General features: G+C 66.8%; 20 protein-coding genes and 2 tRNA genes. 11 read left to right on the top strand and 11 right to left on the bottom strand.

Features of this window, described 5'->3' with window-relative positions:
* The first annotated feature begins 67 nt into the window (after positions 1 to 67).
* From DBO85_RS19330 to DBO85_RS18350, 6 genes are all read left to right on the top strand, one after another.
* Positions 68 to 409: a DUF2946 domain-containing protein gene (locus DBO85_RS19330; protein WP_177429804.1), complete on the top strand. Its 342-nt coding sequence runs from the start codon at positions 68 to 70 to the stop codon at positions 407 to 409.
* Between the two features lie 108 nt (positions 410 to 517).
* The gene (locus tag DBO85_RS18375) at positions 518 to 1,759 is read left to right on the top strand and encodes a TolC family protein (protein ID WP_108109189.1); all 1,242 of its coding nucleotides are present in this window, start codon (positions 518 to 520) and stop codon (positions 1,757 to 1,759) included.
* Between the two features lie 28 nt (positions 1,760 to 1,787).
* Positions 1,788 to 2,501: a hypothetical protein gene (locus DBO85_RS18370; protein WP_108109187.1), complete on the top strand. Its 714-nt coding sequence runs from the start codon at positions 1,788 to 1,790 to the stop codon at positions 2,499 to 2,501.
* Between the two features lie 11 nt (positions 2,502 to 2,512).
* Complete coding sequence (locus DBO85_RS18365) at positions 2,513 to 3,625, top strand: efflux RND transporter periplasmic adaptor subunit (RefSeq protein WP_108109185.1); 1,113 nt, start codon at positions 2,513 to 2,515, stop codon at positions 3,623 to 3,625.
* 13 nt (positions 3,626 to 3,638) lie between these two features.
* Positions 3,639 to 6,758, top strand: a complete 3,120-nt coding sequence (locus tag DBO85_RS18360; RefSeq protein WP_108109183.1) for an efflux RND transporter permease subunit — start codon at positions 3,639 to 3,641, stop codon at positions 6,756 to 6,758.
* Between the two features lie 685 nt (positions 6,759 to 7,443).
* A complete protein-coding gene (locus DBO85_RS18350) occupies positions 7,444 to 8,205 on the top strand; it encodes a TerC family protein (protein WP_108109180.1) in 762 nt (253 codons plus the stop codon).
* A gap of 199 nt (positions 8,206 to 8,404) precedes the next feature.
* Here the strand turns inward: DBO85_RS18350 and DBO85_RS18345 are convergent, their stop codons facing one another.
* The 3 genes from DBO85_RS18345 to DBO85_RS18335 form a co-directional block, all read right to left on the bottom strand.
* Positions 8,405 to 8,716, bottom strand: coding sequence for a hypothetical protein (locus tag DBO85_RS18345; RefSeq protein ID WP_108109179.1), 312 nt, complete (start codon positions 8,714 to 8,716; stop codon positions 8,405 to 8,407).
* Between the two features lie 147 nt (positions 8,717 to 8,863).
* Complete coding sequence (locus tag DBO85_RS18340) at positions 8,864 to 9,829, bottom strand: hypothetical protein (RefSeq protein ID WP_108109177.1); 966 nt, start codon at positions 9,827 to 9,829, stop codon at positions 8,864 to 8,866.
* 55 nt (positions 9,830 to 9,884) lie between these two features.
* Positions 9,885 to 10,922, bottom strand: coding sequence for a zinc-dependent alcohol dehydrogenase family protein (locus DBO85_RS18335; RefSeq protein ID WP_108109175.1), 1,038 nt, complete (start codon positions 10,920 to 10,922; stop codon positions 9,885 to 9,887).
* Between the two features lie 186 nt (positions 10,923 to 11,108).
* Here DBO85_RS18335 and DBO85_RS18330 point away from each other — a divergent pair, with 186 nt between their 5' ends.
* From DBO85_RS18330 to DBO85_RS18310, 5 genes are all read left to right on the top strand, one after another.
* Entirely contained in the window at positions 11,109 to 12,026 is a 918-nt protein-coding gene (locus DBO85_RS18330) for a LysR substrate-binding domain-containing protein (protein WP_108109172.1), read from the top strand.
* A gap of 246 nt (positions 12,027 to 12,272) precedes the next feature.
* Positions 12,273 to 13,511 carry a multidrug efflux RND transporter periplasmic adaptor subunit MexE gene (gene mexE, locus DBO85_RS18325; protein ID WP_108109170.1) on the top strand — a complete coding sequence of 413 codons (1,239 nt, stop codon included), beginning with the start codon at positions 12,273 to 12,275 and terminating at the stop codon, positions 13,509 to 13,511.
* A gap of 15 nt (positions 13,512 to 13,526) precedes the next feature.
* Positions 13,527 to 16,706 carry an efflux RND transporter permease subunit gene (locus DBO85_RS18320; RefSeq protein WP_108109169.1) on the top strand — a complete coding sequence of 1,060 codons (3,180 nt, stop codon included), beginning with the start codon at positions 13,527 to 13,529 and terminating at the stop codon, positions 16,704 to 16,706.
* A complete protein-coding gene (locus DBO85_RS18315; RefSeq protein ID WP_108109167.1) occupies positions 16,703 to 18,091 on the top strand; it encodes an efflux transporter outer membrane subunit in 1,389 nt (462 codons plus the stop codon). The genes DBO85_RS18320 and DBO85_RS18315 overlap by 4 nt, the downstream gene beginning before the upstream one ends.
* Before the next feature lie 795 nt (positions 18,092 to 18,886).
* Positions 18,887 to 19,678, top strand: coding sequence for an alpha/beta hydrolase (locus tag DBO85_RS18310; RefSeq protein ID WP_108109165.1), 792 nt, complete (start codon positions 18,887 to 18,889; stop codon positions 19,676 to 19,678).
* Between the two features lie 224 nt (positions 19,679 to 19,902).
* Here the strand turns inward: DBO85_RS18310 and DBO85_RS18305 are convergent.
* From DBO85_RS18305 to gspH, 8 genes are all read right to left on the bottom strand, one after another.
* A tRNA-Asp gene (locus DBO85_RS18305) sits at positions 19,903 to 19,979 on the bottom strand.
* Between the two features lie 37 nt (positions 19,980 to 20,016).
* Positions 20,017 to 20,092 (bottom strand) — tRNA-Val (locus DBO85_RS18300).
* Positions 20,093 to 20,240: 148 nt separating this feature from the next.
* Complete coding sequence (locus tag DBO85_RS18295) at positions 20,241 to 20,753, bottom strand: type II secretion system protein M (RefSeq protein ID WP_325051553.1); 513 nt, start codon at positions 20,751 to 20,753, stop codon at positions 20,241 to 20,243.
* A gap of 2 nt (positions 20,754 to 20,755) precedes the next feature.
* Positions 20,756 to 21,895 carry a type II secretion system protein GspL gene (gene gspL, locus DBO85_RS18290; RefSeq protein WP_108109161.1) on the bottom strand — a complete coding sequence of 380 codons (1,140 nt, stop codon included), beginning with the start codon at positions 21,893 to 21,895 and terminating at the stop codon, positions 20,756 to 20,758.
* Complete coding sequence (gene gspK, locus DBO85_RS18285; protein WP_108109159.1) at positions 21,892 to 22,863, bottom strand: type II secretion system minor pseudopilin GspK; 972 nt, start codon at positions 22,861 to 22,863, stop codon at positions 21,892 to 21,894. The genes gspL and gspK overlap by 4 nt, the downstream gene beginning before the upstream one ends.
* Positions 22,860 to 23,567 (bottom strand): type II secretion system minor pseudopilin GspJ, encoded by a 708-nt coding sequence (gene gspJ, locus DBO85_RS18280; RefSeq protein WP_158268913.1) that lies wholly within the window; start codon positions 23,565 to 23,567, stop codon positions 22,860 to 22,862. The genes gspK and gspJ overlap by 4 nt, the downstream gene beginning before the upstream one ends.
* Positions 23,567 to 23,956: a type II secretion system minor pseudopilin GspI gene (gspI, locus tag DBO85_RS18275; protein ID WP_108109155.1), complete on the bottom strand. Its 390-nt coding sequence runs from the start codon at positions 23,954 to 23,956 to the stop codon at positions 23,567 to 23,569. Before gspI ends, gspJ begins: the two co-directional genes overlap by 1 nt.
* On the bottom strand, positions 23,953 to 24,510 hold the full coding sequence (gspH, locus tag DBO85_RS18270) for a type II secretion system minor pseudopilin GspH (protein ID WP_108109152.1): 558 nt from the start codon (positions 24,508 to 24,510) through the stop codon (positions 23,953 to 23,955). Before gspH ends, gspI begins: the two co-directional genes overlap by 4 nt.
* Between the last annotated feature and the right edge of the window lies 1 nt (position 24,511).

The following is a 24,511-nucleotide window of genomic DNA, read 5'->3' as shown; positions in this document are numbered from 1 at the left end:
CATTCCCGTTCATTTCCACGGCGTCGGCTGGTAGGCTTGCGCGCTTTGCAACGGCCGACGAGACGCCATGCGCCGCTGGATATCGATACTTCTGCTGGTGATGATGCCGCTGCAGCTCGGCTGGGCAGCACTGGGCAGCTATTGCCAGCATGAAAGCGGCGAGCAGGCGCAGCACCTCGGGCATCACGCCCACCAGCATGACGATAACCAGCAGGACGACAGCGCCCACGCCGAGGGCGCGGCCTATGCCGACTGCAACAGTTGCATCGCCGGCAGCCTGGTGCCCCTGGGCACCTCCCTGCTGCTGCCGACCCTCCCCAGTGCCGACCTGTTCGTCAGCCGCGAACCCCAGCCCCTGTTCCGGCCCTCCAGCCCGCCGGAACGCCCGGTGATACGTCCGCTCGCCTGATCGGCGAGACGAAGACCGGATTTCCAGACGCGGCCCCCAACGGGTTCGCCACCGATACCACCCGCCGTTTCGCCGATTCCCCGTGTCTTTTCATCACTGGAGAATCGGATGTACCCATCCACGCGATCACGCTGGCTGCGCTGTGCGCTGCTTGCTCTGCTGAGCGGCAGCCAGGCGCATGCCGGCGAAACCAGCTTCACCCTGCAACAGGCCTTCGAGCTGGCCTGGCAGCAGCAACCCGAGGCCCAGGCGCTGGCCAGCCACCAGGCAGCCGCCCAGGCCGGCAGCGAAATCGCCCGCAGTTGGAGCGCCGAGCCGTTGGCGCTTGAGCTGTCCAGCGAAGGCGACCAGTTGAATGGCAACGACGGCATGCGCGAGCACAGCCTGGGCCTGGCGATCCCGCTCTGGCTGCCGGGCGAACGCCGGCGTGCCGGCGCCTTCGCCGATGCGCAGTCGCGCGCGGTCGACAGTCAGGCCGTGGCAGCGCAGTTGCGCACGGCCGCTCAGGTACGTGACAGCTACTGGGCGTGGCAGCGCGCCCGTGAAGAGCGCCGCCTGGGCGAGGAACGACTGGCGCATGCCCGTCTGCTGGCAGCCGATGTGGCGCGGCGCTTCCAGGCCGGCGAGCTGGCGCGCGTCGACCAGCACCAGGCCGACGCTGCCCTGGCCCAGGCCGAGAGCGAGCAGGCGCGCAGCCGCAGCGCCGAAGCTCTGGCCAGTCAGCGCCTGTATGGCCTGACCGGCGTCACGCCAAGCGACAACGGCGACGCCAGCGGCGAGGCGCTTCCCAGCGTACCCAGCGAACTCGCCAGCCTGGACGGTCGGCATCCGCAGATCCGCGCCCTGCTCGACCGCGCCGAGGCAGCCCGCCGCGCCGCCGAACTCAGCCGTGCGCAACGCCAGGGCAACCCCGAGCTGACCCTTGCCACCACCCGCAGCCGCGACCCCGGGGAGGCCTACGACCAGAGCATCACCGTGGGCCTGCGCGTGCCGCTCGGTTCGCCCAGTCGCACCCGCTTGAGGCAGTCGAGCGCCGAGGCGCAGGCCATCGAGGCCGAAGCCCAGGCGCGCCTGGAGCGCCAGCGCCTGCACGGCGAGATCGCCCTGGCCCGCCTGCAGCTCGACGCCGCGCGGGTCCAGGCCGATGCCGCACAGCGGCGCAGCCGGCTGGCCGGCGAAGCCCGCGGCTTCATGGACAAGGCCTTTCGCCTCGGTGAAATCGATCTGCCGACCCGTCTGCTCGCCGAGCGCGATGCCGACGATGCCCGCCGCCAGCATGCCCTGGCCCGCCTCGACCAGGCCGCCGCGGTCTCCGCACTGCGCCAGGCCCTCGGCCTGCTGCCCGAATGAGCCGGCCTACCGACAAGGAACCCACTGAATGAATTCGTACCGCCCCCTGCTCATCGGCAGCGTCGCCGTGCTCCTCGGTCTGCTGCCGCTTGGCGTCCACGCCCATGGCGAGCATGACCACGCGCACGAAGAGCATGCCCACGAGCAGAGCCAGAGCCACGACGAACATGAACATGAACATGAACATGAAACTGACCGAGGCCAAGGCCGAAGCCAAACCCATGAGCATGACCACGACGGCGAAAGCCACGCTCATGACCACAACGACGACCACGACCACGACCACGCACCCTCACCCACTGCCGCGCCCGCCGTCGAAGGCGCCCTGCCGCGCTTCGCCATCCAGGCCCACGGACTGGAACTGGTCGGCGTGCTCGATGGTGACGAGCTGACGCTCTATCTCGACGACTGGCATGACAACAGCCCGGTGACCGATGCCCAGCTGACGCTGCAACTGGACGGCGTTGCCGTCGAGGTCGAGCAGAGCGCACCCGGCACCTTCGACGCCCATCTGCCGGCCCTGCCCGAGCAAGGCGCCATCGCCGTGCAGGCCAGGGTCGTGCGTGGCGCCAGCGTCGAACGCCTCCAGGGCGAGTTGACGCCTGCCCATGCCGAGCATGACCACGACGACGCACCCAGCGCAGGCCGCCCCCTGCTGCTCTGGCTGCTCGGCGGGCTCGCTGCCCTGGCACTCCTGTTCTGGGCTGTTCGTCATGCCCGCTCCGATTCGCGCGCCTCGTGAAGGTCTTCGCCATGCCCCTTTCGATTCTCAGAACCGCCGCCTGCCTGTTCCTGCTCACCCTCGGCCTGCCCGCCTGGAGCCACGATGGCCACGACCACGACGAGCAACCCGCCGCCCGACCCAGCGGCGACGCACCGCAGCGCCTGCCGGACGGCAGCCTGTTCCTGCCCAAGCCCGCCCAGCGCCAGCTCGCCGTGCGCACCCTGCCGGTACAGCCGGCCAACCGCCCGCGCGCGCGGGAGCTGGCCGGCAAGGTGGTCATGGACCCCAACGCCGGTGGCAAGGTCCAGGCGCTGATCGCCGGCCGCGTGGAAGCCGGACCGAACGGCCTGCCCAGCGTCGGCAAGCGGGTCAGCAAGGATGAAATCCTCGCCTATGTAGTGCCCGGCCTGGCCGGCGCCGAGCGTATCGAGCTGGCCGCGCGCCAGGGCGAGCTGCGCGCCGCGCGGGCCCTGGCCGACAAGCGCGTGGCCCGGCTGCGCGAGCTGAGCGACACGGTGCCACGCAAGGAGCTGGAAGCCGCCGTCGCCGAACTGAGCGGGCTCGACGCCCAGCTGCGCGCCCTCGACAACGCAGGTGTTGCCCGCGACACGCTGCGCGCGCCGGTGGCCGGGGTGATCGCATCGAGCACGGCGTTCGCCGGCCAGGTGGTCGATGCCCGCGAGCTGCTGTTCGAGATCGTCGACCCGGCGCGGCTGCAGGTGGAGGTGCTGGCCTACGAGCCGACCTTGGCCAGCGACGTGGCAGGCGCGACCCTGGCACTGGACGAGCAGCGCGTCCCGCTGCGCTTCGTCGGTGCCGCCCGCAGCCTGCGCGAACAGGCGCTGCCGATGCTGTTCGCCGGCGAGCATCCGGCGCTGGCACAGTTGGCCGTCGGCCAGCCGGTGAAGGTGTTCGTGCATGGCAGCCAGACGCTGGAAGGGCTCGCCGTGCCGGCAACGGCGCTGGTGAAGAACGCCGCCAACCAGGACATCGTCTGGGTCAAGCGCGAGGCCGAACGCTTCGAGCCGCGCGTGGTGACCTTCGGCGCACTGGATGGCGCGGACGTCGCCATCGAGTCCGGCTTGCAGAGCGGTGATCGCGTGGTGACACGCGGTGCCAGCCTGATCAACCAGATCCGCTGACGGGAGCCGCCTCATGTTCAAGCTTCTGCTCAGCCACAGTCTCAACAACCGCCTGCTGGTGGTGATCGCCAGCCTGGTGCTGATGGCCTATGGCGCCGTCAGCCTGTCGCGCATGCCGGTCGACGTTTTCCCCGACCTCAACAAGCCCACCGTGACCCTGATGACCGAAGCCGGCGGCATGGCCGCCGAGGAAGTCGAACAGCTGATCAGCCTGCCGCTGGAAACCGCCATGAGCGGCCTGCCGGGGGTCGAGAGCGTGCGCTCGGTGTCCAGCAGCGGCCTGTCGTTCATCTACCTGACCTTCAGCTGGGACAGCGAGATCTTCCGCGCCCGGCAGATGGTCGCCGAGCGCCTCGGCAGCATGGAACAGAGCCTGCCGCCGGGCGTGGTGGCGCACATGGGCCCGGTCACCTCGATCATGGGCGAGATCATGCAGATCGCGCTGCCGATCGATGCCGAACGGATCAGCCCGATGCAGGTGCGCGAATACGCCGACTGGGTGCTGCGCCCACGCCTGCTGGCGGTGCCGGGTGTGGCCCAGGTGATTCCCATCGGCGGCGAGGTGCGCCAGTTCCAGGTGCAGCCGGACAGCTCGCGCATGGCGCAGCTGGGGATCAGCCACGGCGAGCTGCGCGAGGCGCTGCGCGGTTACGCCAGCAATACCTCCGGCGGTTTCCTCGAACTCAACGGCCGCGAGTACCTGATCCGCCACCTCGGCCAGACCTCCAGCCTGGAGACCCTCGCCGGCCTGCCGCTGGGCCTGCGCAATGGCCAGCCGATCCTGCTCGGGCAGATCGCAGAGGTGACCTTCGCCGCCGCGCCGAAACGCGGCGACGCCGGCTTCGCCGGCCAGCAGGCGGTGATCCTCGGCATCCAGAAACAGCCGGACGCCGACACCCTGGCCCTGACCCGCGCGCTGGAAAGCGCGCTGGACGACATGCGCCGCTCGCTGCCCGAAGGCATGCAGGCGCCGCAGGTGACCTTTCGCCAGGCGAACTTCATCGAGGCCTCGATCAGCACCCTGCAGGGCAAGCTGATCGGCGCCTCGGCGTTCGTCGCGGTGGTGCTGCTGTTCTTCCTCGGCTCGTTGCGGCCGACGCTGATCGCCCTGGTCGCGATTCCCACCTCGATCCTGGTCACGGTGCTGGTGTTCCGCTACTTCGGCATGTCGATCAACACCATGACCCTGGGCGGCCTGGCCATCGCCATCGGCAGCCTGGTCGACGATGCCGTGGTGGATGTCGAGAACATCATGCGGCGGATGAAGCAGGAGCGGGAAAAGCCGCTGGGCCAACGTCTCGCCGCGCTGCCGCTGGTGGTCGCGGCCTCGCTCGAGGTGCGCTCGGCAATCCTCTACGCCACCCTGATCATCGTCCTGGTGTTCCTGCCGCTGTTCGCCCTGCCGGGCATGGAAGGACGGCTGTTCGTGCCGCTGGGGATCGCCTTTATCGTCTCGACCCTGGCCTCGCTGCTGGTCTCGATGACGCTCACCCCGGTGCTCGCGCTCTATCTGCTGCCCGGCATGAAGTCCCTCGGGCATGGCGATACGCGCCTACTGGCCTGGCTCAAGCGTGGTTATCAGAGCAGCCTGCAACGGGCGCTCGACCATCCGTGCCCGGTGCTCGCCGGCGCCCTGCTGGCGGTGCTGCTGGCAGCGGTGAGCGTGCCGTTCTTTGCGCGCACCTTCCTGCCGCCGTTCAACGAAGGCACGCTACTGGTCGGCCTGCGCCTGAACCCCGGCGTGACCCTGGCCGAATCCTCTGCCGTGGCCACCCAGGCCGAACGCCTGCTGGCGCAGGTGCCGGAGGTGACCCACGTCGGCCGGCGCAGCGGCCGCGCCGAGCTGGACGAGCACGCCGAGGGCGTCCATGTCAGCGAGCTGGATATCGGCCTGCTGCCGGCGGCCGAGCTGACCCGCAGCATGGACGCGATCAACGCCGACATCCGTGCGCGCCTGGTCAACCTGCCGGCCGCGGTGAGCATCGGCCAGCCGATCTCGCACCGTATCGATCACATGCTCTCCGGGGTGCGCTCGCAGATCGCCATCAAGCTGTTCGGCGACGATCTCGACACCCTGCGCAGCCAGGCCGAAGCGCTGCGCAAGCGACTTGCCGAGATACCCGGCCTGGCTGACCTGGAGATCGAGAAGCAGGTGCTTTCGCCACAGATCAAGGTGCGCATCGACTACGCCGCCGCGGCGCAGTACGGCGTGGCGGCGCCGCGCATCCTGGAGACGCTGCAGGCGCTGGTCGAAGGCGAGAAGGTCACCCAGATCATCGAGGGTGGCCGCCGCTTCGACCTGCTGGTGCGCCTGCCGGAGCAGGCCCGTTCGGCAGACGGGCTGGGCGCGCTGATGATCGATACGCCCGCCGGGCCCGTGCCGCTGTCGTTGCTGGCGCAGATCGAGGTGAGCGACGGCCCCAACCAGATCAGCCGCGACGACGGCAAGCGGCGCATCGTGATCTCCGCCAACAGCCAGGACCGCGCGCTCTCCGACATAGTCGCGGACATCCGCACGGTGGTCAGCGAACAGCCCCTGCCGGACGGCTACTTCGTCACCCTCGGCGGGCAGTTCCAGGCCCAGGAGGAAGCCTCGCGGCTGATCGCCCTACTCTCGCTGGTGTCGCTGAGCCTGATGTTCGTGGTGCTCTACGGGCGCTACCGCTCTGCCCTGTTCTCCGTGCTGATCATGCTCAACATTCCGCTGGCGCTGGTCGGCGCGGTGCTCGGCCTGTGGCTGTCGGGACAACCGCTGTCGGTGGCGGCGCTGATCGGCTTCATCACCCTGGCCGGCATCTCGGTGCGCAACGGCATTCTGAAGATCAGCCACTACATCAACCTGATGCGTTTCGAGGGTGAGCAGTTCAGCCGTCAGATGATCCTGCGCGGCTCGCTGGAGCGCTTGAGCCCGGTGCTGATGACCGCCCTGGTGACGGCCTTCGCCCTGGCGCCGCTGCTGTTCGAAGCCGAACGCCCCGGCACCGAGATCCTGCATCCGGTAGCGGTGGTGATCTTCGCCGGACTGATCAGCTCGACCCTGCTGGACACCTACCTGACGCCCGCGATGTTCTGGCTGTTCGGCCGCCGCGAAGCGGAGCGACTGCTGGCGGAGGAAAGCGCCGAAGCGCTGTGAGTAGAGGGGACGGCCCGTCTGGGACATGCCCGTTCGGGACGGCCCGTGTGGGACGGCCCGTGTGGGAACGGGCCACGATTTGGCGTTCGTTAATCGTGGTCTGTCGCCGATGCCCTTGCACTCGCAGAACTCGCCGACAGGACGCGCGGACGGTCAATTTACAGCTCAAGGGGCATAGCGTTAGCTACGCGCACCCTACGCCACGGTCAACGCCGTCGTTGTAGGGTGGATGACGCTTTCCTCATCCACCACCAAGTGCCGCAGCCTGTGCAGGATTTTCGGCTCTCGTTGAATACATTGCAGAAGGCGTGGTGGACAAACAGAGCGTTGTCCACCCTACAGCGGATCCGCTCGACCCTGCTCGACACCCACCTGACGCCAGCGATGTTCTGGCTGTTCGGCCGCCGCGAAGCCGAGCGGCTGCCCGTGTGGGACATGCCCGTTCGGGACATGCCCGTCCGGGACGTGCCCGTCCGGGACTACAAGCCCAGAATTACACGTCCGGAACCGACCACGATCCAGCGTCAACCAATCGTGGTAGGTCCCCTGATTCGCATGGAGCCGGAACCGAATTGCCCGGATACAATCGGACGGAGCGAAGAGCTTCTTGCGTGCCCCTTCCGAAAGCTCCCGCTGCCGTTCCCCCGTTTCGGGGATATCACCTGACTAGTCCAAGAGAGCCTTGATGGAATCGCTTATCCAGCTGTTTTCCGAACCCAACACCTGGGTCGCCCTGGCCACCCTGATCGCCATGGAGGTGGTCCTCGGCATCGACAACCTGATCTTCATCTCGATCCTGACCAACAAGCTTCCGGAGCATCAGCGCGAGCGCGCCCGGCGCATCGGCATAACCCTGGCGTTGGTGCTGCGCCTGGGTCTGCTCGGCACCGTGGCCTGGATCGTTCAGCTCACCGAGCCGGTGGTCGAGCTGTTTGGCAACGCCTTCTCCTGGAAGGACATGATCCTGATTGCCGGCGGCCTGTTCCTGCTCTGGAAGGCCACCAAGGAAATCCACCACAGCGTGGACCCGACCCCTGGCGGCGACATGTTCGAAGGCAAGGCCCTGGAGGGCGCAGCGGTGATGGGCTTCAGCGCCGCCATCGCGCAGATCCTGCTGCTGGATCTGGTGTTCTCGGTCGACAGCATCATCACCGCGGTGGGCATGACCGACCATGTGGCTATCATGGTCGTCGCCGTCGTTGTCGCGGTCACCGTGATGCTCCTGGCGGCTAACCCGCTGGCCAAGTTCATCAACGACAACCCGACCGTGGTCATGCTCGCGCTGGGCTTTTTGCTGATGATCGGCATGACGCTGATCGCAGAAGGCTTCGGCGCCCACGTCCCCAAAGGCTACGTGTATGCCGCGATGGCGTTCTCCGCAGGCGTCGAGGTACTGAACATGTTCGCGCGCCGGGCCAGGCAGAAGAAGGCGGCGTTGTCTCAGTGACGAAAAAGGCCGCCTCGTGGGTGACGGGGCGGCCTGGGATATGGCGCTGAAAAAAATGGGGCCGATTTCGACCACGATTAATGGGATGGTTAATTGTGATTTTCCCCGGAGAAATTAATGCCCCCTTCTCTAATCCCCCGAAGATTCTAAACATTAGAAACTATTTACAAGGGGACAGATTTAATTTTGGCTCGTGCATTTACTCATCATGAGCCTCTCCACAAAGCAGCAACCCATATGTCAGACGAAGTGCTCTAGCCACTGCTAAAACTTCCTCCTTGTCGCGACAGTATTCTGCTTCATTAAGTAGAACACCCACTGCCATATCCAAACTGTACAGAGCACCCTTGGGCAATAGCTCTTGCCCTTTGAGCAAACGCGTCAACTCTCGCCCTACTTCATCGGCCCTATTAAAAGCCTCGTAATTTATCTCCTTGGTAGCCTGAATAGGCCCCAACAGCTCAAAAATGGAAGCCTGAAGTCTCTTACTTAAATTCTCAATTTCGTTCATTTTCCCCACCCCACCCTTTACCGCTACTCGTTAAACGACTTAAGGGGCCATAATTTATTTTCAAAAAATTAAAGGGGACAGATTTATTTACTGAAGACAAAAAATTCGAAAAATATATCCGCCACTTTATTCCCTAAGCCTCCCCCGCTATCGACGATTGGCATATACGTTCAGATGCCATAGCTCTCGATTGCCTGCTGCCCTGACCAACGTGTTGTAGCGTTTGACGTCTTTCATCAACTCGCTTCGAGCTTGAAACTCAGAACTGGCGCTCAATCTTTCGAGCTGCTTCGACTCACCAATGATCTCTCGAAACGTGTTGCCGATAGTCCGCACGCGATGTTCTTCCAGCCTTTCGTCCCTCATCTTCTGCGAAATAGGCATCGCGTCTTCTGGCGCAGGCGTGTCTGTGTGTATTTCAAGCAACAATCGAGGGGAAAGAGCGACCATCACGCTTGTTGGTTGCACGAGGATTGGTGAATCACAGAGTGGGAGGCAATGCTCGGCGGATTTGTGGAGTACCCACTGAGAGGAAACCAATGGATGAACCAGCCGGAAGAGGAAGTGCGGATCGCTCAGCATCCATTTGAGTGTCACCAAGTGCTCAAATTTCTCGCTGCCAGTCTCTTCGTGCCAGTCAATCATGGCGTTCATCATCGAGTGACTGCGTAGGTTCTGGAGCACCACGAACGATGCGAGATAGGACTTTTCAATCAGATTCTCGACAGCTTGAGTGGTAGCGACCTTGAGCAAGGCTCGGTACGCGGGTGTCGCCTCAATACCCGAAAGAATGTTCTCGAAGTCGAGGTAGACCGGGTAAGAGGCCGTCGCGCTCTCCGCGAGAAACCGTTCGCACCGATCAGGGTGGTGGCGCCGTACAAAATCTTCCGCGGCAAGCTTGGTTATCTCGGCGATCCCCAAGTTTTTGTCGTAGTGCACCCGCTCGACCGTCGTTGGGTAAATTTTTTTCGACTTAGCGTTGAGGGCGTGAACGACCTGTTTGCGCGCCAGGTCATCAGAAACAAGACCAGCCACCACCTTTTCGTAGTAGGAGGCGTTCCAGAGCGCCGTCCAGAAGCAGGGGTTGTAGTGATTGCGCTTCGTAAGCTCCATAGCGTGTCAATCCAGCTGAGGACGGATTTATTCCCAGCTAACGCTGGGCATCGCTTCAGCCCTCAACCCCATCCACCCCAACCCTCATCACCACCCGCCCGCCCGCCGGACACGTCTCCATGTACAGGTTGGCGGCGACGAAGTCTTCGAAGGCGAAGGTCCTGGCGATGGGTGCTTTCAGCAGGCCGGCTTCGGTCAGCTGGTTGATGCGGGCCAGGGCGGCGTCCACGGCAGCGGCGTTGCGCTCAAGGCCCAGCTCGGGCTGGCCGGTGAAGTCGAGTACGCAGTGGCGGTGGATCTGCAGGTGCTTTTTGAATGCCGCGCAGGCCGGGAAGGTGGCGTCGTTGCCGCCGTGTACGCCGTAGATGATCAGCTTGCCGCGCGCGGCGGCAACGTCGCCGAGCAGTTTCATCTGCGGGCCGGCGCACTGGTCGAGGACGATCTCGACGCCCTGCCCGCCGGTGATGCGCTCCACTTCCAGAACCAGGTCCTGGGTTTCGGTATCGATGATGTGGTCGGCGCCCAGCTCGCGCAAAAAGGGCGCGCTGTCGCCGATGCTGGTCGCCGCCACGACCTGGGCGCCGAGCGCCTTGGCCATCTGCAGCACTTGTGGCGCCAGGCAGTTGGCCGCCTCGGTGATCAGCACGCGCTGGCCGGGTTGCAGCTGCGCCAGCTCCACCAGGGCGAAGTAGGCCAGCATGTAGGAGCAGTAGTGAATCGCCGCCTGCTCGGGAGTCAGCACGCTCGGGTAGGCGATCAGCGCACTGGCCGGACGCAGGACGTAGTCGCCCCAGGTCGGGTACTGGTTCGGGCTGAAGGTCGGGAAGCTGGCCACCGCCATGCCCGGTTCGAAGCCGCTCACGCCGGGGCCGACCGCCTCGACCACCCCGGCCAGTTCGCTGCCGACGCCGCAGGGCAGTTGCGGCAGCTGGTCCGGCACCAGGCTCTGGCGCCAGAGCACGTCGTACCAGCTGACGCCCAGTGCCTGGGTACGTACCAGCACCTCGCCCGGACCGGGTTGCGGAGTAGGCAACTCCTCCAGGCGCAGCACGCTGGCATCGCCGAACTGGTGAAAGCGGATCACGCGGGACATCTGCTACCTCGCCATGGATCGATATGGGGCGCACTCTATCCGGGCTGTCCGGGCCCTGCCAACCGCGTGGATCAATAGTCATCATGCCCAGCGATGATGGAACGACCGTGCGCCGCCCGCAGAGGGCTCTTGACGAGGCGGCCGGGCCGTCGCAACGTGCGCAGCATTTCCGATGGAATGCTCTGCATGAACCGCAACGACCTGCGCCGCGTCGATCTCAACATGCTCATCGTGTTCGAGACGCTGATGCACGAGCGCAGCGTGACCCGGGCAGCGGAAAAACTCTTTCTCGGCCAGCCGGCGATCAGCGCCGCCCTCGCCCGCCTGCGCACGCTGTTCGACGATCCGCTGTTCGTGCGTACCGGGCGCAGCATGGAGCCGACCGCGCGGGCCCGCGAGATCTTCGCCCTGCTCTCGCCTGCGCTGGATTCGATCTCCACCGCCGTCAGCCGCGCCACCGACTTCAACCCCGCCACCAGCACCGCGGTATTTCGTGTCGGCCTTTCCGATGATGTCGAATTCGCCCTGCTGCCGCCGCTGCTGCGCCGCCTGCGCGCCGAGGCGCCCGGTGTGGCGCTGGTGGTGCGCCGTGCCAATTACCTGCTGATGCCGGGCCTGCTGGCATCCGGCGAGATTTCCGTGGGCGTGAGCCACACCGAGGAGCTGCCGGCCAACGCCAAGCGCAAGGTGCTGCGCCGCAGCCTGCCCAAGCTGCTGCGCGCCGACAGCGTGCCCGGGCAACTGAGCCTGGACGACTACTGCGCCCGGCCGCACGCGCTGGTGTCCTACGCCGGCGACCTCAGCGGTTTCATCGACGAGGAGCTGGCCAAGGTCGGCTGCAAGCGCCGCGTGGTGCTGGCGGTGCCACAGTTCAACGGCCTGGCGACGCTGCTCGCCGGCACCGACATCGTCGCCACCGTGCCGGACTACGCCGCTGCGGTGCTCACCGCCGGTGGCGGGGTGCGCGCCGAGCCGCTGCCCATGGCCTCGCCGTCGTTCGAGTTGCACATGGTCTGGCCCGGCGCCCAGGACAACGACCCGGCCGAGCGCTGGTTGCGCTCGCGCATCCAGATGTTCTGCGCCGATCCGGCGAGCCTCGCCTGAGCAGGCGTCTGAACAGTGCTGCACTTGCCCTGGCGTGATTGAGATCAGGCTTGCGGCGGGCCTGCTCGGACCTTCGCTCGCTGCCTTTCCTGCGATTTCCCAGTGCGTTGTCACTCGCGTCGCGATGATGGCAAGCCGCCAATCCATCATTCCGAATGATAATCACCTTCGCGGCGTTCGATTCGTGCCTCGCCAACGCCCGTCGCAGACTTCCGCCGGTCATCCATCCGACTGGCGGAATCTCTCATGGAACAGTCATCCCTTCTCTGGCGCGCCCCTCTTGCGCTGACCCTCCTCCTCGCCCTGGCCGCCTGCGAACGCGCACCTGAAGCCAGCGCGCAGATGCCGCCGGCGCAGGTCAGCGTCGCCGAAGCCATCCAGCAACCGATCAATGAATGGGACGAGCTCAGCGGCCGCCTCGAGGCGCCGGAGTCGGTGCAGATCCGCCCGCGGGTTTCCGGCTACGTCGACACGGTGAGCTTCGACGAGGGCAGCCTGGTGAAGAAAGGCCAGTTGCTGTTCCAGATTGATCCGCGGCCGTTCCAGGCCGAGGTCGCCCGGCTGCAGGCGCAGCTGGAGCAGGCGCGCGCCAATCATGGTCGGGCAGTCAATGAAGCACGCCGCGGCGAGCGTCTGCGCCAGAGCAATGCCATCTCCAGCGAGCTGGCCGATGCCCGCGCCAGTGCCGCAGTCGAAGCCAAGGCGGCGCTGGCGGCGATCCAGGCGCAGCTGGATAACGCCCGGCTGAACCTGTCGTTCACCCGCATTACCGCGCCCATCGACGGCCGCGTGAGCCGCGCCGAAGTCACCGCCGGCAACCTGGTGAATGCCGGCGAGACGCTGCTGACCAGCCTGGTTTCCACCGACCGGGTGTACGCCTACTTCGACGCCGACGAGCGCCTGTTCCTCAAGTACCTGGACCTGGCCCGCGACAACGGCGGCCAGGTGCGCGATGCCAGCCCGGTGTACCTGGGGCTGTCCAGCGAGGACGGCTACCCGCACCTGGGCCAGCTGGACTTTCTCGACAACCAGGTCAACCCGCGCACCGGCACCATCCGTGGCCGCGCGGTGTTCGACAACGCCGACGGACGCTTCGCCCCCGGCCTCTACGTGCGCCTGAAGCTGGTCGGCAGCCGCGCCTACGACGGCACGCTGATCAGCGATGCGGCCATCGGCACCGACCTGGGCAAGAAATTCGTCCTGGTGCTCGGCGAGGACAACAGCGTGGCCTACCGCGCCATCGAGACCGGGCCGAAGCTGGAAGGCCTGCGCATCGTGCGCAAGGGCCTGCAAGGTGGCGAGCGCATCGTGGTCAACGGCCTGCAGCGGGTGACCCCCGGCGCCGTGGTCGACCCGCAGGCGGTGCCCATGGCCAGCGAAGCCACCCTCGCAGCCCTGGCCAGCCAGCGCCGCGCGGTGCAAGCCCGCAGCGCCCCGCAGATGGTCGAGCAGATCGCTCGCCCCGCCCGCACGCCCCGCGGCTGATACAGGACAACGACGATGAACTTCTCGCAATTCTTCATCCGCCGGCCGATCTTCGCCGCGGTGCTTTCGCTGCTGATCCTGATTGCCGGGGCGCTGTCGCTGTTCCAGCTGCCGATCAGCGAATACCCGGAAGTGGTGCCGCCCACCGTGGTGGTGCGTGCCGCCTTCCCCGGCGCCAACCCCAAGGTGATCGGCGAGACCGTCGCCTCGCCGCTGGAACAGGCGATCACCGGAGTCGAGGGCATGCTCTACATGTCCTCCCAGGGCACCGCCGACGGCAACCTGACGCTGACCATCACCTTCGCCCTCGGCACCGACCTGGACAACGCCCAGGTGCAGGTGCAGAACCGCGTGACCCGGACCATGCCGACTTTGCCGACCGAGGTGCAGCGGCTCGGCGTGACCGTCGACAAGGCCTCGCCCGACCTGACCATGGTGGTGCACCTGATCTCGCCGGACGATCGCTACGACATGCTCTACCTGTCCAACTACGCCGCGCTCAACGTCAAGGACGAGCTGGCGCGGCTGGATGGCGTGGGCGACGTGCAGCTGTTCGGCCTGGGCAACTACTCGCTGCGCGTCTGGCTCGATCCGCACAAGGTCGCCTCGCGCAACCTCACCGCCAGCGACGTGGTCGCGGCGATCCGCGAGCAGAACCGCCAGGTCGCCGCCGGCTCGCTCGGCGCGCCACCGGCCAATGCCGGCAACAGCTTCCAGCTGTCGATCAACACCCAGGGGCGCCTGGTCAGCGAGGAGGAGTTCGAGAACATCATCGTGCGGGCCAGCGATGACGGCGAGATCACCCGCCTGCGCGACATCGCGCGGATCGAGTTGGGTTCCAGCCAGTACGCGCTGCGCTCGCTGCTGAACAACAAGCCGGCGGTGGCGATGCCGGTGTTCCAGCGGCCCGGCTCCAACGCCATCGAGATCTCCGACGCGGTGCGCGAGCGGATGAGCGAGCTGAAGCAGAACTTCCCCCAGGGTGTGGACTACGAAATCGTCTACGACCCGACCATCTTCGTGCGCGGCTCCATCGAGGCGGTGGTGCACACCCTGCTCGAAGCCATCGTGCTGGTGGTGCTGGTGGTGATCCTGTTCCTGCAGACCTGGCGCGCCTCGATCATCCCGCTGGTGGCGGTGCCGGTGTCGCTGATCGGCACCTTCGCGGTGATGCACATGTTCGGCTTCTCGCTCAACGCGCTGTCGCTGTTCGGCCTGGTGCTGGCGATCGGCATCGTGGTGGACGACGCGATCGTCGTGGTGGAGAACGTCGAGCGCAACATCGGCCTGGGCAAGACGCCGCTGGAGGCCACCCGCCAGGCGATGAAGGAAGTCACCGGGCCGATCGTCGCCACCGCCCTGGTGCTGTGCGCGGTGTTCATCCCCACGGCGTTCATCTCCGGTCTGTCTGGGCAGTTCTACCAGCAGTTCGCGCTGACCATCGCCATCTCCACGGTGATCTCGGCGTTCAACTCGCTGACCCTGTCGCCGGCGCTGGCGGCGGTGCTGCTGAAGAGCCATGACGCGCCGAAGGATGGTTTTTCCAAGGTGCTCGACCGGCTGTTCGGCGGCTGGCTGTTCGGCCCGTTCAACCGCCTGTTCGAGCGCGCCAGCCACGGCTATGTCGGCGCCGTGAAGCGCGTGCTGCGCGGCAGCGGTATCGCCCTGTTCATCTACGCCGGGCTGATGGGCCTGACCTACCTGGGCTTTGCCAATACCCCGGCAGGCTTCGTCCCGGCGCAGGACAAGCAGTACCTGGTGGCCTTCGCCCAGTTGCCCGATGCCGCGACCCTGGATCGCACCGAAGCGGTGATCAAGGAGATGTCGGAGATCGCCGGCAAGCATCCGGGCGTGGAGAACACCGTGGCCTTCCCCGGCCTGTCGATCAACGGCTTCACCAACAGCCCGAACAGCGGCATCGTCTTCGTCGCGCTGAAGGACTTCGACCAGCGCACCGACGCGGAGATGTCCGCCGATGCCATCGCCGCCGAACTCAACGGTCGCTTCGGCAGCATCCAGGAGGCGTATCTGGCGATCTTCCCGCCACCGCCGGTGCAGGGCCTGGGCACCATCGGCGGCTTCCGCCTGCAGGTGCAGGATCGCGCCAGCCTTGGCTACGACGAGCTCTACGTGCAGACCCAGAACATCCTGGCCAAGGCGCGCGAGCTGCCGGAGCTGGACCCGATGTCGCTGTTCACCAGCTACCAGGTCAACGTGCCGCAGATCGACGCCGCCATCGACCGCGACAAGGCGAAGATCCACGGCGTGGCGATCAGCGATGTGTTCGACACCCTGCAGATCTACCTGGGCTCGCTCTACGCCAACGACTTCAACCGCTTCGGCCGTACCTACCAGGTCAACGTCCAGGCCGAGCAGCAGTTCCGCCTCGAGCCGGAACAGATCGGCCAGCTCAAGGTGCGCAACAACCGTGGCGAGATGGTGCCGCTGTCGGCCTTCCTCAAGGTCGAGCCGAGCTCGGGCCCGGACCGGGTGATGCACTACAACGGTTTTCTCACCGCCGAGATCAACGGCGCGGCGGCCCCCGGCTACAGCTCCGGCCAGGCCGAGGCGGCGATTGCCGAACTGCTGACCCAGGAGCTGCCCAACGGCATGACCTTCGAGTGGACCGACCTGACCTACCAGCAGATCCTCGCCGGCAACAGCGCGATCTTCGTCTTCCCGCTCTGCGTGCTGCTGGCGTTCCTGGTGCTGGCGGCGCAGTACGAAAGCTGGAGCCTGCCGCTGGCGGTGATCCTGATCGTGCCGATGACGCTGCTGTCGGCCATCACCGGGGTGATCCTGGCCGGTGGCGACAACAACATCTTCACCCAGATCGGCCTGATCGTACTGGTGGGCCTGGCGTGCAAGAACGCCATCCTGATCGTCGAGTTCGCCAAGGAGAAACAAGAGGAAGGCCTGGATCGCGTCGCCGCGGTACTGGAAGCCTGCCGCCTGCGCCTGCGGCCGATCCTGATGACCAGCTTCGCCTTCATCATGGGCGTGGTGCCGCTGGTGCTTTCCTCCGGCGCCGGCGCCGAGATGCGTCATGCGATGGGCGTCGCGGTGTTCAGCGGGATGCTCGGGGTGACCTTCTTCGGCCTGCTGTTGACGCCACTGTTCTATGTGCTGATCCGCGCCTTCGTCGAGAAACGCGAGGCGCGCCAGGCAACCCGACTGCACGAGGTGCATGCATGAAAGCGCTGATTCCAAGCCTGCTGGTCCTGGCGCTGAGCGCCTGCGCGGTGGGCCCCGACTACCAGGCGCCGCGCACCGAGCCTGCGCAGCTCGGCAGCATCGAGCCGGCGCTGCATGACAGCAGCGCCTACCAGAGCGAGTGGTGGCAGCAGTTCGATGATCCGGTGCTGGACCAGTTGGTGCGCCAGTCGCTGACCAGCAACCGCGAACTGCAGATTGCCTTCGCCCGGCTGCGCGCCGCCCGCGCCCTGCGCGACGACGCCGCCAACGACCAGCTGCCGACCATCACCGGGCGTGCGTCCGGCGAGTTCGGCAAGGCGCAGCAGCCACCACTGAGCGAGGAACGGGTGCGCCAGGAGCGCTACGACCTGGGCCTGGACATGCTCTGGGAGCTCGACCTGTTCGGCCGCATCCAGCGCCAGATCGAAGCCAGCGACGCCCGCACCGAAGTCGCCGAGGCGCAGCTTGCGCAGCTGCAGGTCAGCCTGATCGCCGAGCTGGTGGACGCCTACGGCACGCTGCGCGGCGCCCAGCTGCGTGAGCGCATCGCCCGGCAGAACCTCGACTACCAGCGGCAGTCGCGCAAGCTCACCGAGCAGCTGCGCGAAGCCGGTGTGGGCAGCGAGCTGGACGTGCTGCGCAGCGACGCCCGCCTGGCCGCGACCGAAGCCAGCCTGCCAATGCTTGCGGCCGAACAGGCACGGGCGCGCAATCGCATCGCCACCCTGCTCGGTCAGCGGCCGAGCGAGCTGCAGCTCGACCTGGCGCCGCAGCCGCTGCCGGCGATTGCCAAGTCGATCCGCATTGGCGATCCGGGCGAGCTGCTGCAGCGTCGTCCGGATGTGCGTGCGGCCGAGCGTGAGCTGGCCGCGGCGACCGCCGATATCGGCGTGGCCACAGCCGACCTGTTCCCGCGCGTCAGCCTCTCCGGCTTTCTCGGTTTCACCGCCGGACGCGGCTCGCGCCTGGGTGCGGCCGATGCCGGCGCCTGGGGCCTGGCGCCGTCACTGACCTGGGCGGCGTTCGACCTGGGCAGCGTGCGGGCCCGCCTGCGCGCGGCCGAAGCCGATGCCGACGGCGCGCTGGCCAGTTACGAGCAGCAGGTGCTGCTGGCCCTGGAGGAGTCGGAAAACGCCTTCAGCGACTACGCCCAGCGCCAGCAGCGCCAGCTCGCCCTGATGCGCCAGGCAGAGGCCAGCCGGGCCGCCGCCGAACAGGCCAGCGTGCGCTATCGCGAAGGCGAGGTGGATTTTCTTGTGCTGCTGGACGCCGAACGCGAACGCCTGGCCGCCGAGGACAACCTGGCCCAGGCCGAGGTCGACCTGTATCGCGGCATCGTGGCGATCTACAAGGCGCTGGGCGGCGGCGCGCCCTCCTCCATCTGATCCCCGAACCTTGTCTCGGTGCAACCGCTGGCAAGGCGATGCCCGGGGCGGACGAGCGCCGTGAAGGACGCAAGCTTTGCGCAGTGGGCTGGTGGATAAACAGAGCGTTATCCACCCTACGGTGCGTGCACGCGGCCGGCGCTCGAGTTGGCGCAGGCCAATGGATTCGTAGGTTGGGCCGCCAGGCCCAACGCGGTGCAAGACGATAGCGCGTGGACCGCTTCGAGATCGTCCGTTGGGCCTCGCTCTGCTCGGCGCCAACCTACGGTCTCGTGAAGAACGCCAGCATCGTAGGGTGGATAACGCCTTGTTCATCCACCGAGCCCGCGGCACGGTGCGAATGCCCTAGGACCACCAGGCTCGCCGTGGCGTAGGTCGGTGGATTCGTAGGTTCGGCCGCCAGGCCCAACGCGGGGCAAGACGATAGCGCGTGGACCGTTGCGAGTTCGTCCGTTGGGCCTCGCTTAGCTCGGCGCCAACCTACGGTTTCGTGGAGGACGCCAGCTTCGTAGGGTGGATAACGCCTTGTTTATCCACCGTGCCCCCTGCACGGTGCGAATGTCCGAAGGGCCGGCTGCCAGACATAGCGCAGGATCGGCGTTGCCCCCTCGCTACACGAGCGAACCCTCTAGCACTCGACCAGCCCCGGTGCCGTGCGACGAACTCTCCGCCGCAGCCATCCATAGAGCCCCATCCTGGCCGCTTCCAATGCTGAAATTCTGCTTGACGACTCTTTGTATTATGGTCGACATTTAAAATGCGACTGCGCTACTGCAGCCGCCCAAGGAGCCCGCCATGAGCAATCTGAACACCTCGATCAACGTCCCACCTGCCGCCCTGCTACAAGCCTTCGCCAATCCCCGACGCATGCCGCTCGACGAGGCTCAGCAGCAACGTCTGGCGCAGGCCAGCCACAGCCGTCATCGGCATGCCGACGGCGAGCTGGCGCTGTGGAGTTTTGGCGAGGGGCCGCGTGTGGTGCTGCTGCATGGCTGGGATGGCTGCGCGGCGCAGATGCTCGATTTCGTCGATCCGCTGCTGGCGGCCGGTTTTGCGGTGACGCTGCTGGACGCGCCGGCCCATGGCCAGTCGAGCGGCGACGTCACCAGCGTCGTACATATCGGCGAGGCGCTGCTGTCGGTTTGCCAGAGCCTGGGCCAGGTGGAGGCGGTGATTGCCCACTCCGCGGGTTCGGCGGGAAGCCTGTGGGCGTTCAATCGTGGCCTGCGGGTCAACGCATCCGTGCACCTGTGCGGCCCCTCCTCGCTGCAGCGGATGCTGCTGGGTGCAAGCGCCGCGTACGGTCTTGAGCCGCAGCAGACCGAAGCCCTGCTGGCCTGGGCGCACGGCCACATCGGCCAGCCGTTGAGCGCACTCGACATCGAGAACATGCGCGACGGGCTGCGTCATCGTGGCCTGATCCTGCACGACCCGGAGGACCGCACCGTGCCCTTCGGCGCCTCAAAGGCACTGCAGCAGAACTGGCCGGACTCGCGCCTGGTCGAGCTCTCGGGGCTGGGCCATCGCCGCCTGCTGAGCGATGCCGAGGTCATCGCGCAGAGCGTCGCCTTCATTGCAGGGGCGTAGGCCGTAGGGCGCAATAAGCGCAGCGCATTGCGCCGGCTCTTGCGCGGCCAAGATGGCTGGGGCGAAAGCTCGTTTCCATGCACTGACCGCGCCGCCCGGTGCGGGTCTGTGGCGGATTACGCCGCGAGCGGCTAATCCGCCCTACGGGTGGTGCACGTCGCTGCAAATGGCGACAGCTGAAATAGAAAAAGCCCCTGGATATTGCTATCCAAGGGCTTTCGATATGGCGCAGCGGACGGGACTCGAACCCGCGACCCCCGGCGTGACAGGCCGGTATTCTAACCGACTGAACTACCGCTGCGCGTCGGCCGGACTTTCGTCCGAAATCTCACAAGGGTTGGTGGCTGATGACGGGATCGAACCGCCGACCCCCTGCGTGTGATGCAGGTGCTCTCCCAGCTGAGCTAATCAGCCGTTCGCCTTGCGAGGCGCGCAATTTACTCGGGCACCCCAGGCAAGTCAACACGCCTTTCGATCTTTTTTCTCCTGTTGCGAGAATGACTTGCGTAAATCTGCCGCTGCGCTGGAAAAGCTCGTCGCACAGCGGCTGGCCGCCTGCACCTCAGCCTTCGGTCCGCAGGGTCAGCCGTGCCGTCACCCGCCCCTGTTCGGCGCGGTCGAGCCCGGCCTCGTCGACGCGCACACCGTTGGCCTCCAGTTCGACAAACCAGCGCAGCAGATCGGCGAAGGCCACCGGCTGCAGGTTGACCTGCAGACCACCCGCGCCTTCGTTGTCGAGGCGTTCGATGGTCATGCCGTGTTCTGCAGCGCTGCGGGTCACGAAGCCCTGCAGGCGCGAGGCGTCCACGGTTTCCTGCGGCGCACTCTGCAGCCCCCTGGCGCGCCCGGCGTTGGCCTGCAGATAGGCGTGCAGCTCACGCTCCTGCTGGTAGTAGTCGCGCGCCTGCAGCGCACCGGCCTGCGCCGGACGCCAGACCATCAGGTACAGCAGCACCAGCAGCAGGAAGCCGCCGAGCAGGCCCAGCGCCAGGCGATCGCGCGGCGGCATGCCGCGCCAGCGTTGCACCAGCACCGAGGATTCGAGCCCCGCGAACAGTGGTTTAGTCGTTCCCATCATCAACCTCCGATAACCACACGAGCACTGACGCCGGCTGCCTCGCGGCTGGCCGAGCCGAGTTCGACCGCAAGGCCGGCCTCGATCAGGCGTTCACGCAGACGCTCCAGCACATCAAAACCCGGCGCCTGTACCTGCATCGACAGATCGCCACGGCTGTCGCTGAAGTCCAGCTGCTGCACCTGCACCGTCGATCCCTCGGCCTGCAGCGCCGCGCTGGCCTGATCGAGCAGCACCAGCAGACGACCGCTGCCGCCACCGGCGCCGCTGGCCAGGTTCTGGTCGAACTGCGCACGCAGGTTCACCAGGCGGGTTTCTTCAGGGAACAACTCGCGGTACAGCGCTTCACTGGCCTGGCGATAGGCATCGCCCTCGCGCTCCAGGTGCCAGCCCTGGGCCATGAAGAAGGTCCATTGCAGCAGCACGCACAAGCCCGCCGCGACGAACAACGGCCGCCAGCGCTTCCAGTCGTTGCCGCTCTGCTGCAGGGCGAACTCGGCCTGGGCCAGGTCGCAGCCGCCTTTCTGCGCCGCCAGCCAGGCGAAGGGATCGGCCAGCGTCTGTAGCTGATGCCCCGCGACCGGCGCCGGGCGCCCGGCTTCGGCGCGGATATGCAGGGGTTCGGGGAAGGCTGGGCACAGCTCGCGGCAGTCCTCGTCGGACAAGGACAGGCGTGCAGCCACCTCGCCACCCAGCAGCCAGCGCTGCTCGGCCCACAACAGCTGGGTGCCTTCGGCCGGCAGCAGATCGGCGTCGACCTGGATGCTGGCCGGCGGCTGCCCGGCGCTCAGCTCCAGCCAGGCCGCCAGCCAGGCTCGCCGAACCGCAAACACCCGGTGGCGCCCGTCGGCCAGCAGCTCGCCGAGCGCCAGGTGCATCTGTTCGACGTCCTCGGCCAGCAGTTCCTCGACCGCGAACGGCAGTGCCTGGCGCAGCCAGCGGGCCTTCTGCGTCGGCAACTGCACCGCGCAGGCGGTCACTGCCTCGACCGGCAGCACCAGGCGCCAACCGGCATCGCTGCGCGCCAGCGCCTCGGCGAACGGCAGGCGCAGCTGTTCGTCGTCACGCACCCAGACCACCTCGGCCTGGGCATCGGCTTCCGCACAGGCCGAGGGAAGAAGAAAAATACACGCCTGACTCATTCTGAAGACTCCTGCACGGGGGCCGGCGGCAAGCCGCTCTGCCCCAGATCACGGGACAGCACCCGCACGCGGCCATCACGGCCGCGTTGTAGTTGACTGACCAGCACCTGACGACGATCACCGACACTCACTTCGCTGACCACCTGAAAATATTGCGTATTGATCCCCAGCCCTTCGCCCTGCACGCCAAGCCCGGCCAGCACCGGCTGCGAGAGGAACGCCTGCAGGTCGCGAAAGCCCAGCAGGCCGCGGACACTGACCAGCTCGGCGGCCAGCGCCGGACTCAGGCCATCGGCCAGGCTCGACAGCACCATCGGGCTTGCGGTGTTGACGTTGAGCACCGCGTCCGGCGGCAGCGCACTGACGAAGGGCGCCAAGCGCCGGTAGTGCTCTTCGCGCATGTTGAACAGCAGGCGCAGCTCGGAGATATCGCCCAGCGCGCGGTTCGGCGTGCGGTATGGCGGCTGCGCCAACAGGTACTGGTTGTCTTCTGCGCCATAGGAGCCGGTCGGGTCCTGGTCGGCATCCATCCAGTCCTTCAGCCGCTCGGCGTACGGCTCCTCGATCTGCAGACGCAGCAGCAACCGGCGGAACTGCTGCAGGGCGAGCTCGTTGGGTTGGCCCTGGCGCACCAGACTGTTCAGATTGAAGCGTCCGCTGGGGTCCTCGATGCGCACGCGCAACTCGCCGCCCTCGTCGAGCTTGAACGGCGCGAAAGGCCGCGCCCAGGCTTCGCCGAGATGATCCACCGGCGCCTGGCGGTCGCCCTCGCGCAGGTCGCGAAACAGGATCGCCTTGGCCAGGGTCTCGCCGCCCTGGGCGTATTGCCAGGCCTGGCGCACATGCAACTGGTTGGAGGCGCTGCGGATCGCCAGTTGCTGGCGGGCGATGATTCCGGCGGTGACGATGGTCACCACCGCCACCACCAGCAATACGGTGATCAGGGCCACGCCACGCTGCCGGCTCACAGCCCCAGCTCCATGCCGCCGCCCAGCCCGCTCTCGCCGCCTTCGCCGCCTTCACCTTCCGCACCGGCGCCTTCGCCCTGCTGCTCACGCTTGGGCGGGCCGTCCGGCAGGCGCAGCACGCGACGCAACTGACCATAGCGGCGGTGTTCGAGGGTCAGCTCGACTGCCAGCGGCAGGCCCTCGTTGCGCTCGGCCTGCTCGCCATCGCTGGCCGGCCAGCCATCGACCCAGGCACCCTTCTCGTTCAGGTAGCGCAGCTCGAAGCGGGTCACCCCGTCGAGTGCCTGCTGCACCTGAGGCTGGGAGTCCTGCGCTTGGTCGATGACGGTCCAGTAGCGCCGTTGCCACTGCTCGCCACTGAGCTGCCAGCGCACTCGCTGCAGCCGGGCACGCGGCGTGCCCAGCGGATTGCGCCAACCGGTGCGGGTAAATTCCACCGCGGCCGAATCCAGCACCTCGCCGACCAGCGCCGGGCGAGCATCGCCGAAGCGATCGCGGATCGGTCGCGGCTGGGCCTGCAGCAGGTCGCGCTCGAAGGCCGCCAGGGCACGCACCAACTCACGCAGATCCTGCTCCTGGGCGCGGGTGGCCGCGTCGGTGCGCAGCACGGTATCGAGCATGCGATAGGTGCCCAGCCCGAGCAGCGCGAAGATCGCGATGGCGATGAGAAGCTCCAGCAGGGTGAAACCGCGAGCACTGCGGATCATTGCGGCGCACTCAGGAAACCGCTCAGGCGCGCCACCGAGCGCTCCTCGATGTCGCCGCGCGGGCCACGCTCCACACGCGGCGCCACCAGCACCTCGACCCGGCGCATGGCTGGTTCGCTGGTGGCACTGACTTCGCTGCGCCACTCCCAGCGGCGCCCGGCGAAGTCGACCTCACCCTGATCGCGGCCATCGCCCGGCGGCGGGTCGAGCAGTTGCATCTCGCTCAGACGGTTGTCGGCGATCCACATCGCCATGGTCTTTTCTTCCAGCCGCGCGGCGTTCTGCAGACTGCGGCTGCTGGCGGTGAGCACGCTGGCGGCGACGATCGCGAAGATCCCCAGTGCCACCAGCACTTCGAGCAGGGTGAATCCGCGCATGCGCTTCACTTCTCGAGCACCTCGACCTTGGGCAGCGAGAAGCCGTCACTGGCCAGCTGCAGGCGCACGCCATCCTTGCGTCGCTCCTCGAGCTGCAGGCGGAACGGGCTCAGCTCGCCACTGGAAAGGATCAGCAGCTGCGGCTGGCGGGCCGCCTCGGCTTTCTCCGCGTCGTCTTCCTCGTCGTCATTGTCGCCAGGGACCTCGCTGGAGCCGCCGGGCCCGGCCAGACGCAGAGGCTCGCCATCGAGCTCATAACTGAGCTGCGCCCACTCCGGCAGAACGTGTTCGGAACGCGGCTTGGCCACCCAGGTGGCGGTGCCCTCGTCGAAGCTGACCACCTGGTAGCGGGTGCGCTCCAGGCGCAGGCCGTACTCGCGGTTGTCCAGCACCGCCTCCTCGACCAGCACGCCGATCAGCCCGGCGAGCCGCTCGGCCTCGCTGCGCAGCTCACGCGAGGTGCCGGCGATGCCGGTGCTGAGCACGGCCAGGCCCACCAGGCTGCCGAGAATCACCAGCACCACCAGCAGCTCGACCAGCGTAAAACCCCGCGATGGGCGCATG

The organism is Pseudomonas mangrovi, from assembly GCF_003052585.1.
GTDB lineage: Bacteria > Pseudomonadota > Gammaproteobacteria > Pseudomonadales > Pseudomonadaceae > Aquipseudomonas > Aquipseudomonas mangrovi.
Note: the sequence above shows the minus strand (reverse complement) of the source record. Positions and strands in the feature narration are given on the sequence as shown.

Excerpts from the sequence above, each read along its gene's own strand:
- DBO85_RS19330 (WP_177429804.1), top strand. The coding sequence starts at position 68 with ATGCGCCGCTGGATATCGATACTTCTGCTGGTGATGATGCCGCTGCAG.
- DBO85_RS18375 (WP_108109189.1), top strand. The coding sequence starts at position 518 with ATGTACCCATCCACGCGATCACGCTGGCTGCGCTGTGCGCTGCTTGCT.
- DBO85_RS18370 (WP_108109187.1), top strand. The coding sequence starts at position 1,788 with ATGAATTCGTACCGCCCCCTGCTCATCGGCAGCGTCGCCGTGCTCCTC.
- DBO85_RS18365 (WP_108109185.1), top strand. The coding sequence starts at position 2,513 with ATGCCCCTTTCGATTCTCAGAACCGCCGCCTGCCTGTTCCTGCTCACC.
- DBO85_RS18360 (WP_108109183.1), top strand. The coding sequence starts at position 3,639 with ATGTTCAAGCTTCTGCTCAGCCACAGTCTCAACAACCGCCTGCTGGTG.
- DBO85_RS18350 (WP_108109180.1), top strand. The coding sequence starts at position 7,444 with ATGGAATCGCTTATCCAGCTGTTTTCCGAACCCAACACCTGGGTCGCC.
- DBO85_RS18345 (WP_108109179.1), bottom strand. The coding sequence starts at position 8,716 with ATGAACGAAATTGAGAATTTAAGTAAGAGACTTCAGGCTTCCATTTTT.
- DBO85_RS18340 (WP_108109177.1), bottom strand. The coding sequence starts at position 9,829 with ATGGAGCTTACGAAGCGCAATCACTACAACCCCTGCTTCTGGACGGCG.
- DBO85_RS18335 (WP_108109175.1), bottom strand. The coding sequence starts at position 10,922 with ATGTCCCGCGTGATCCGCTTTCACCAGTTCGGCGATGCCAGCGTGCTG.
- DBO85_RS18330 (WP_108109172.1), top strand. The coding sequence starts at position 11,109 with ATGAACCGCAACGACCTGCGCCGCGTCGATCTCAACATGCTCATCGTG.
- mexE (WP_108109170.1), top strand. The coding sequence starts at position 12,273 with ATGGAACAGTCATCCCTTCTCTGGCGCGCCCCTCTTGCGCTGACCCTC.
- DBO85_RS18320 (WP_108109169.1), top strand. The coding sequence starts at position 13,527 with ATGAACTTCTCGCAATTCTTCATCCGCCGGCCGATCTTCGCCGCGGTG.
- DBO85_RS18315 (WP_108109167.1), top strand. The coding sequence starts at position 16,703 with ATGAAAGCGCTGATTCCAAGCCTGCTGGTCCTGGCGCTGAGCGCCTGC.
- DBO85_RS18310 (WP_108109165.1), top strand. The coding sequence starts at position 18,887 with ATGAGCAATCTGAACACCTCGATCAACGTCCCACCTGCCGCCCTGCTA.
- DBO85_RS18295 (WP_325051553.1), bottom strand. The coding sequence starts at position 20,753 with ATGGGAACGACTAAACCACTGTTCGCGGGGCTCGAATCCTCGGTGCTG.
- gspL (WP_108109161.1), bottom strand. The coding sequence starts at position 21,895 with ATGAGTCAGGCGTGTATTTTTCTTCTTCCCTCGGCCTGTGCGGAAGCC.
- gspH (WP_108109152.1), bottom strand. The coding sequence starts at position 24,510 with ATGCGCCCATCGCGGGGTTTTACGCTGGTCGAGCTGCTGGTGGTGCTG.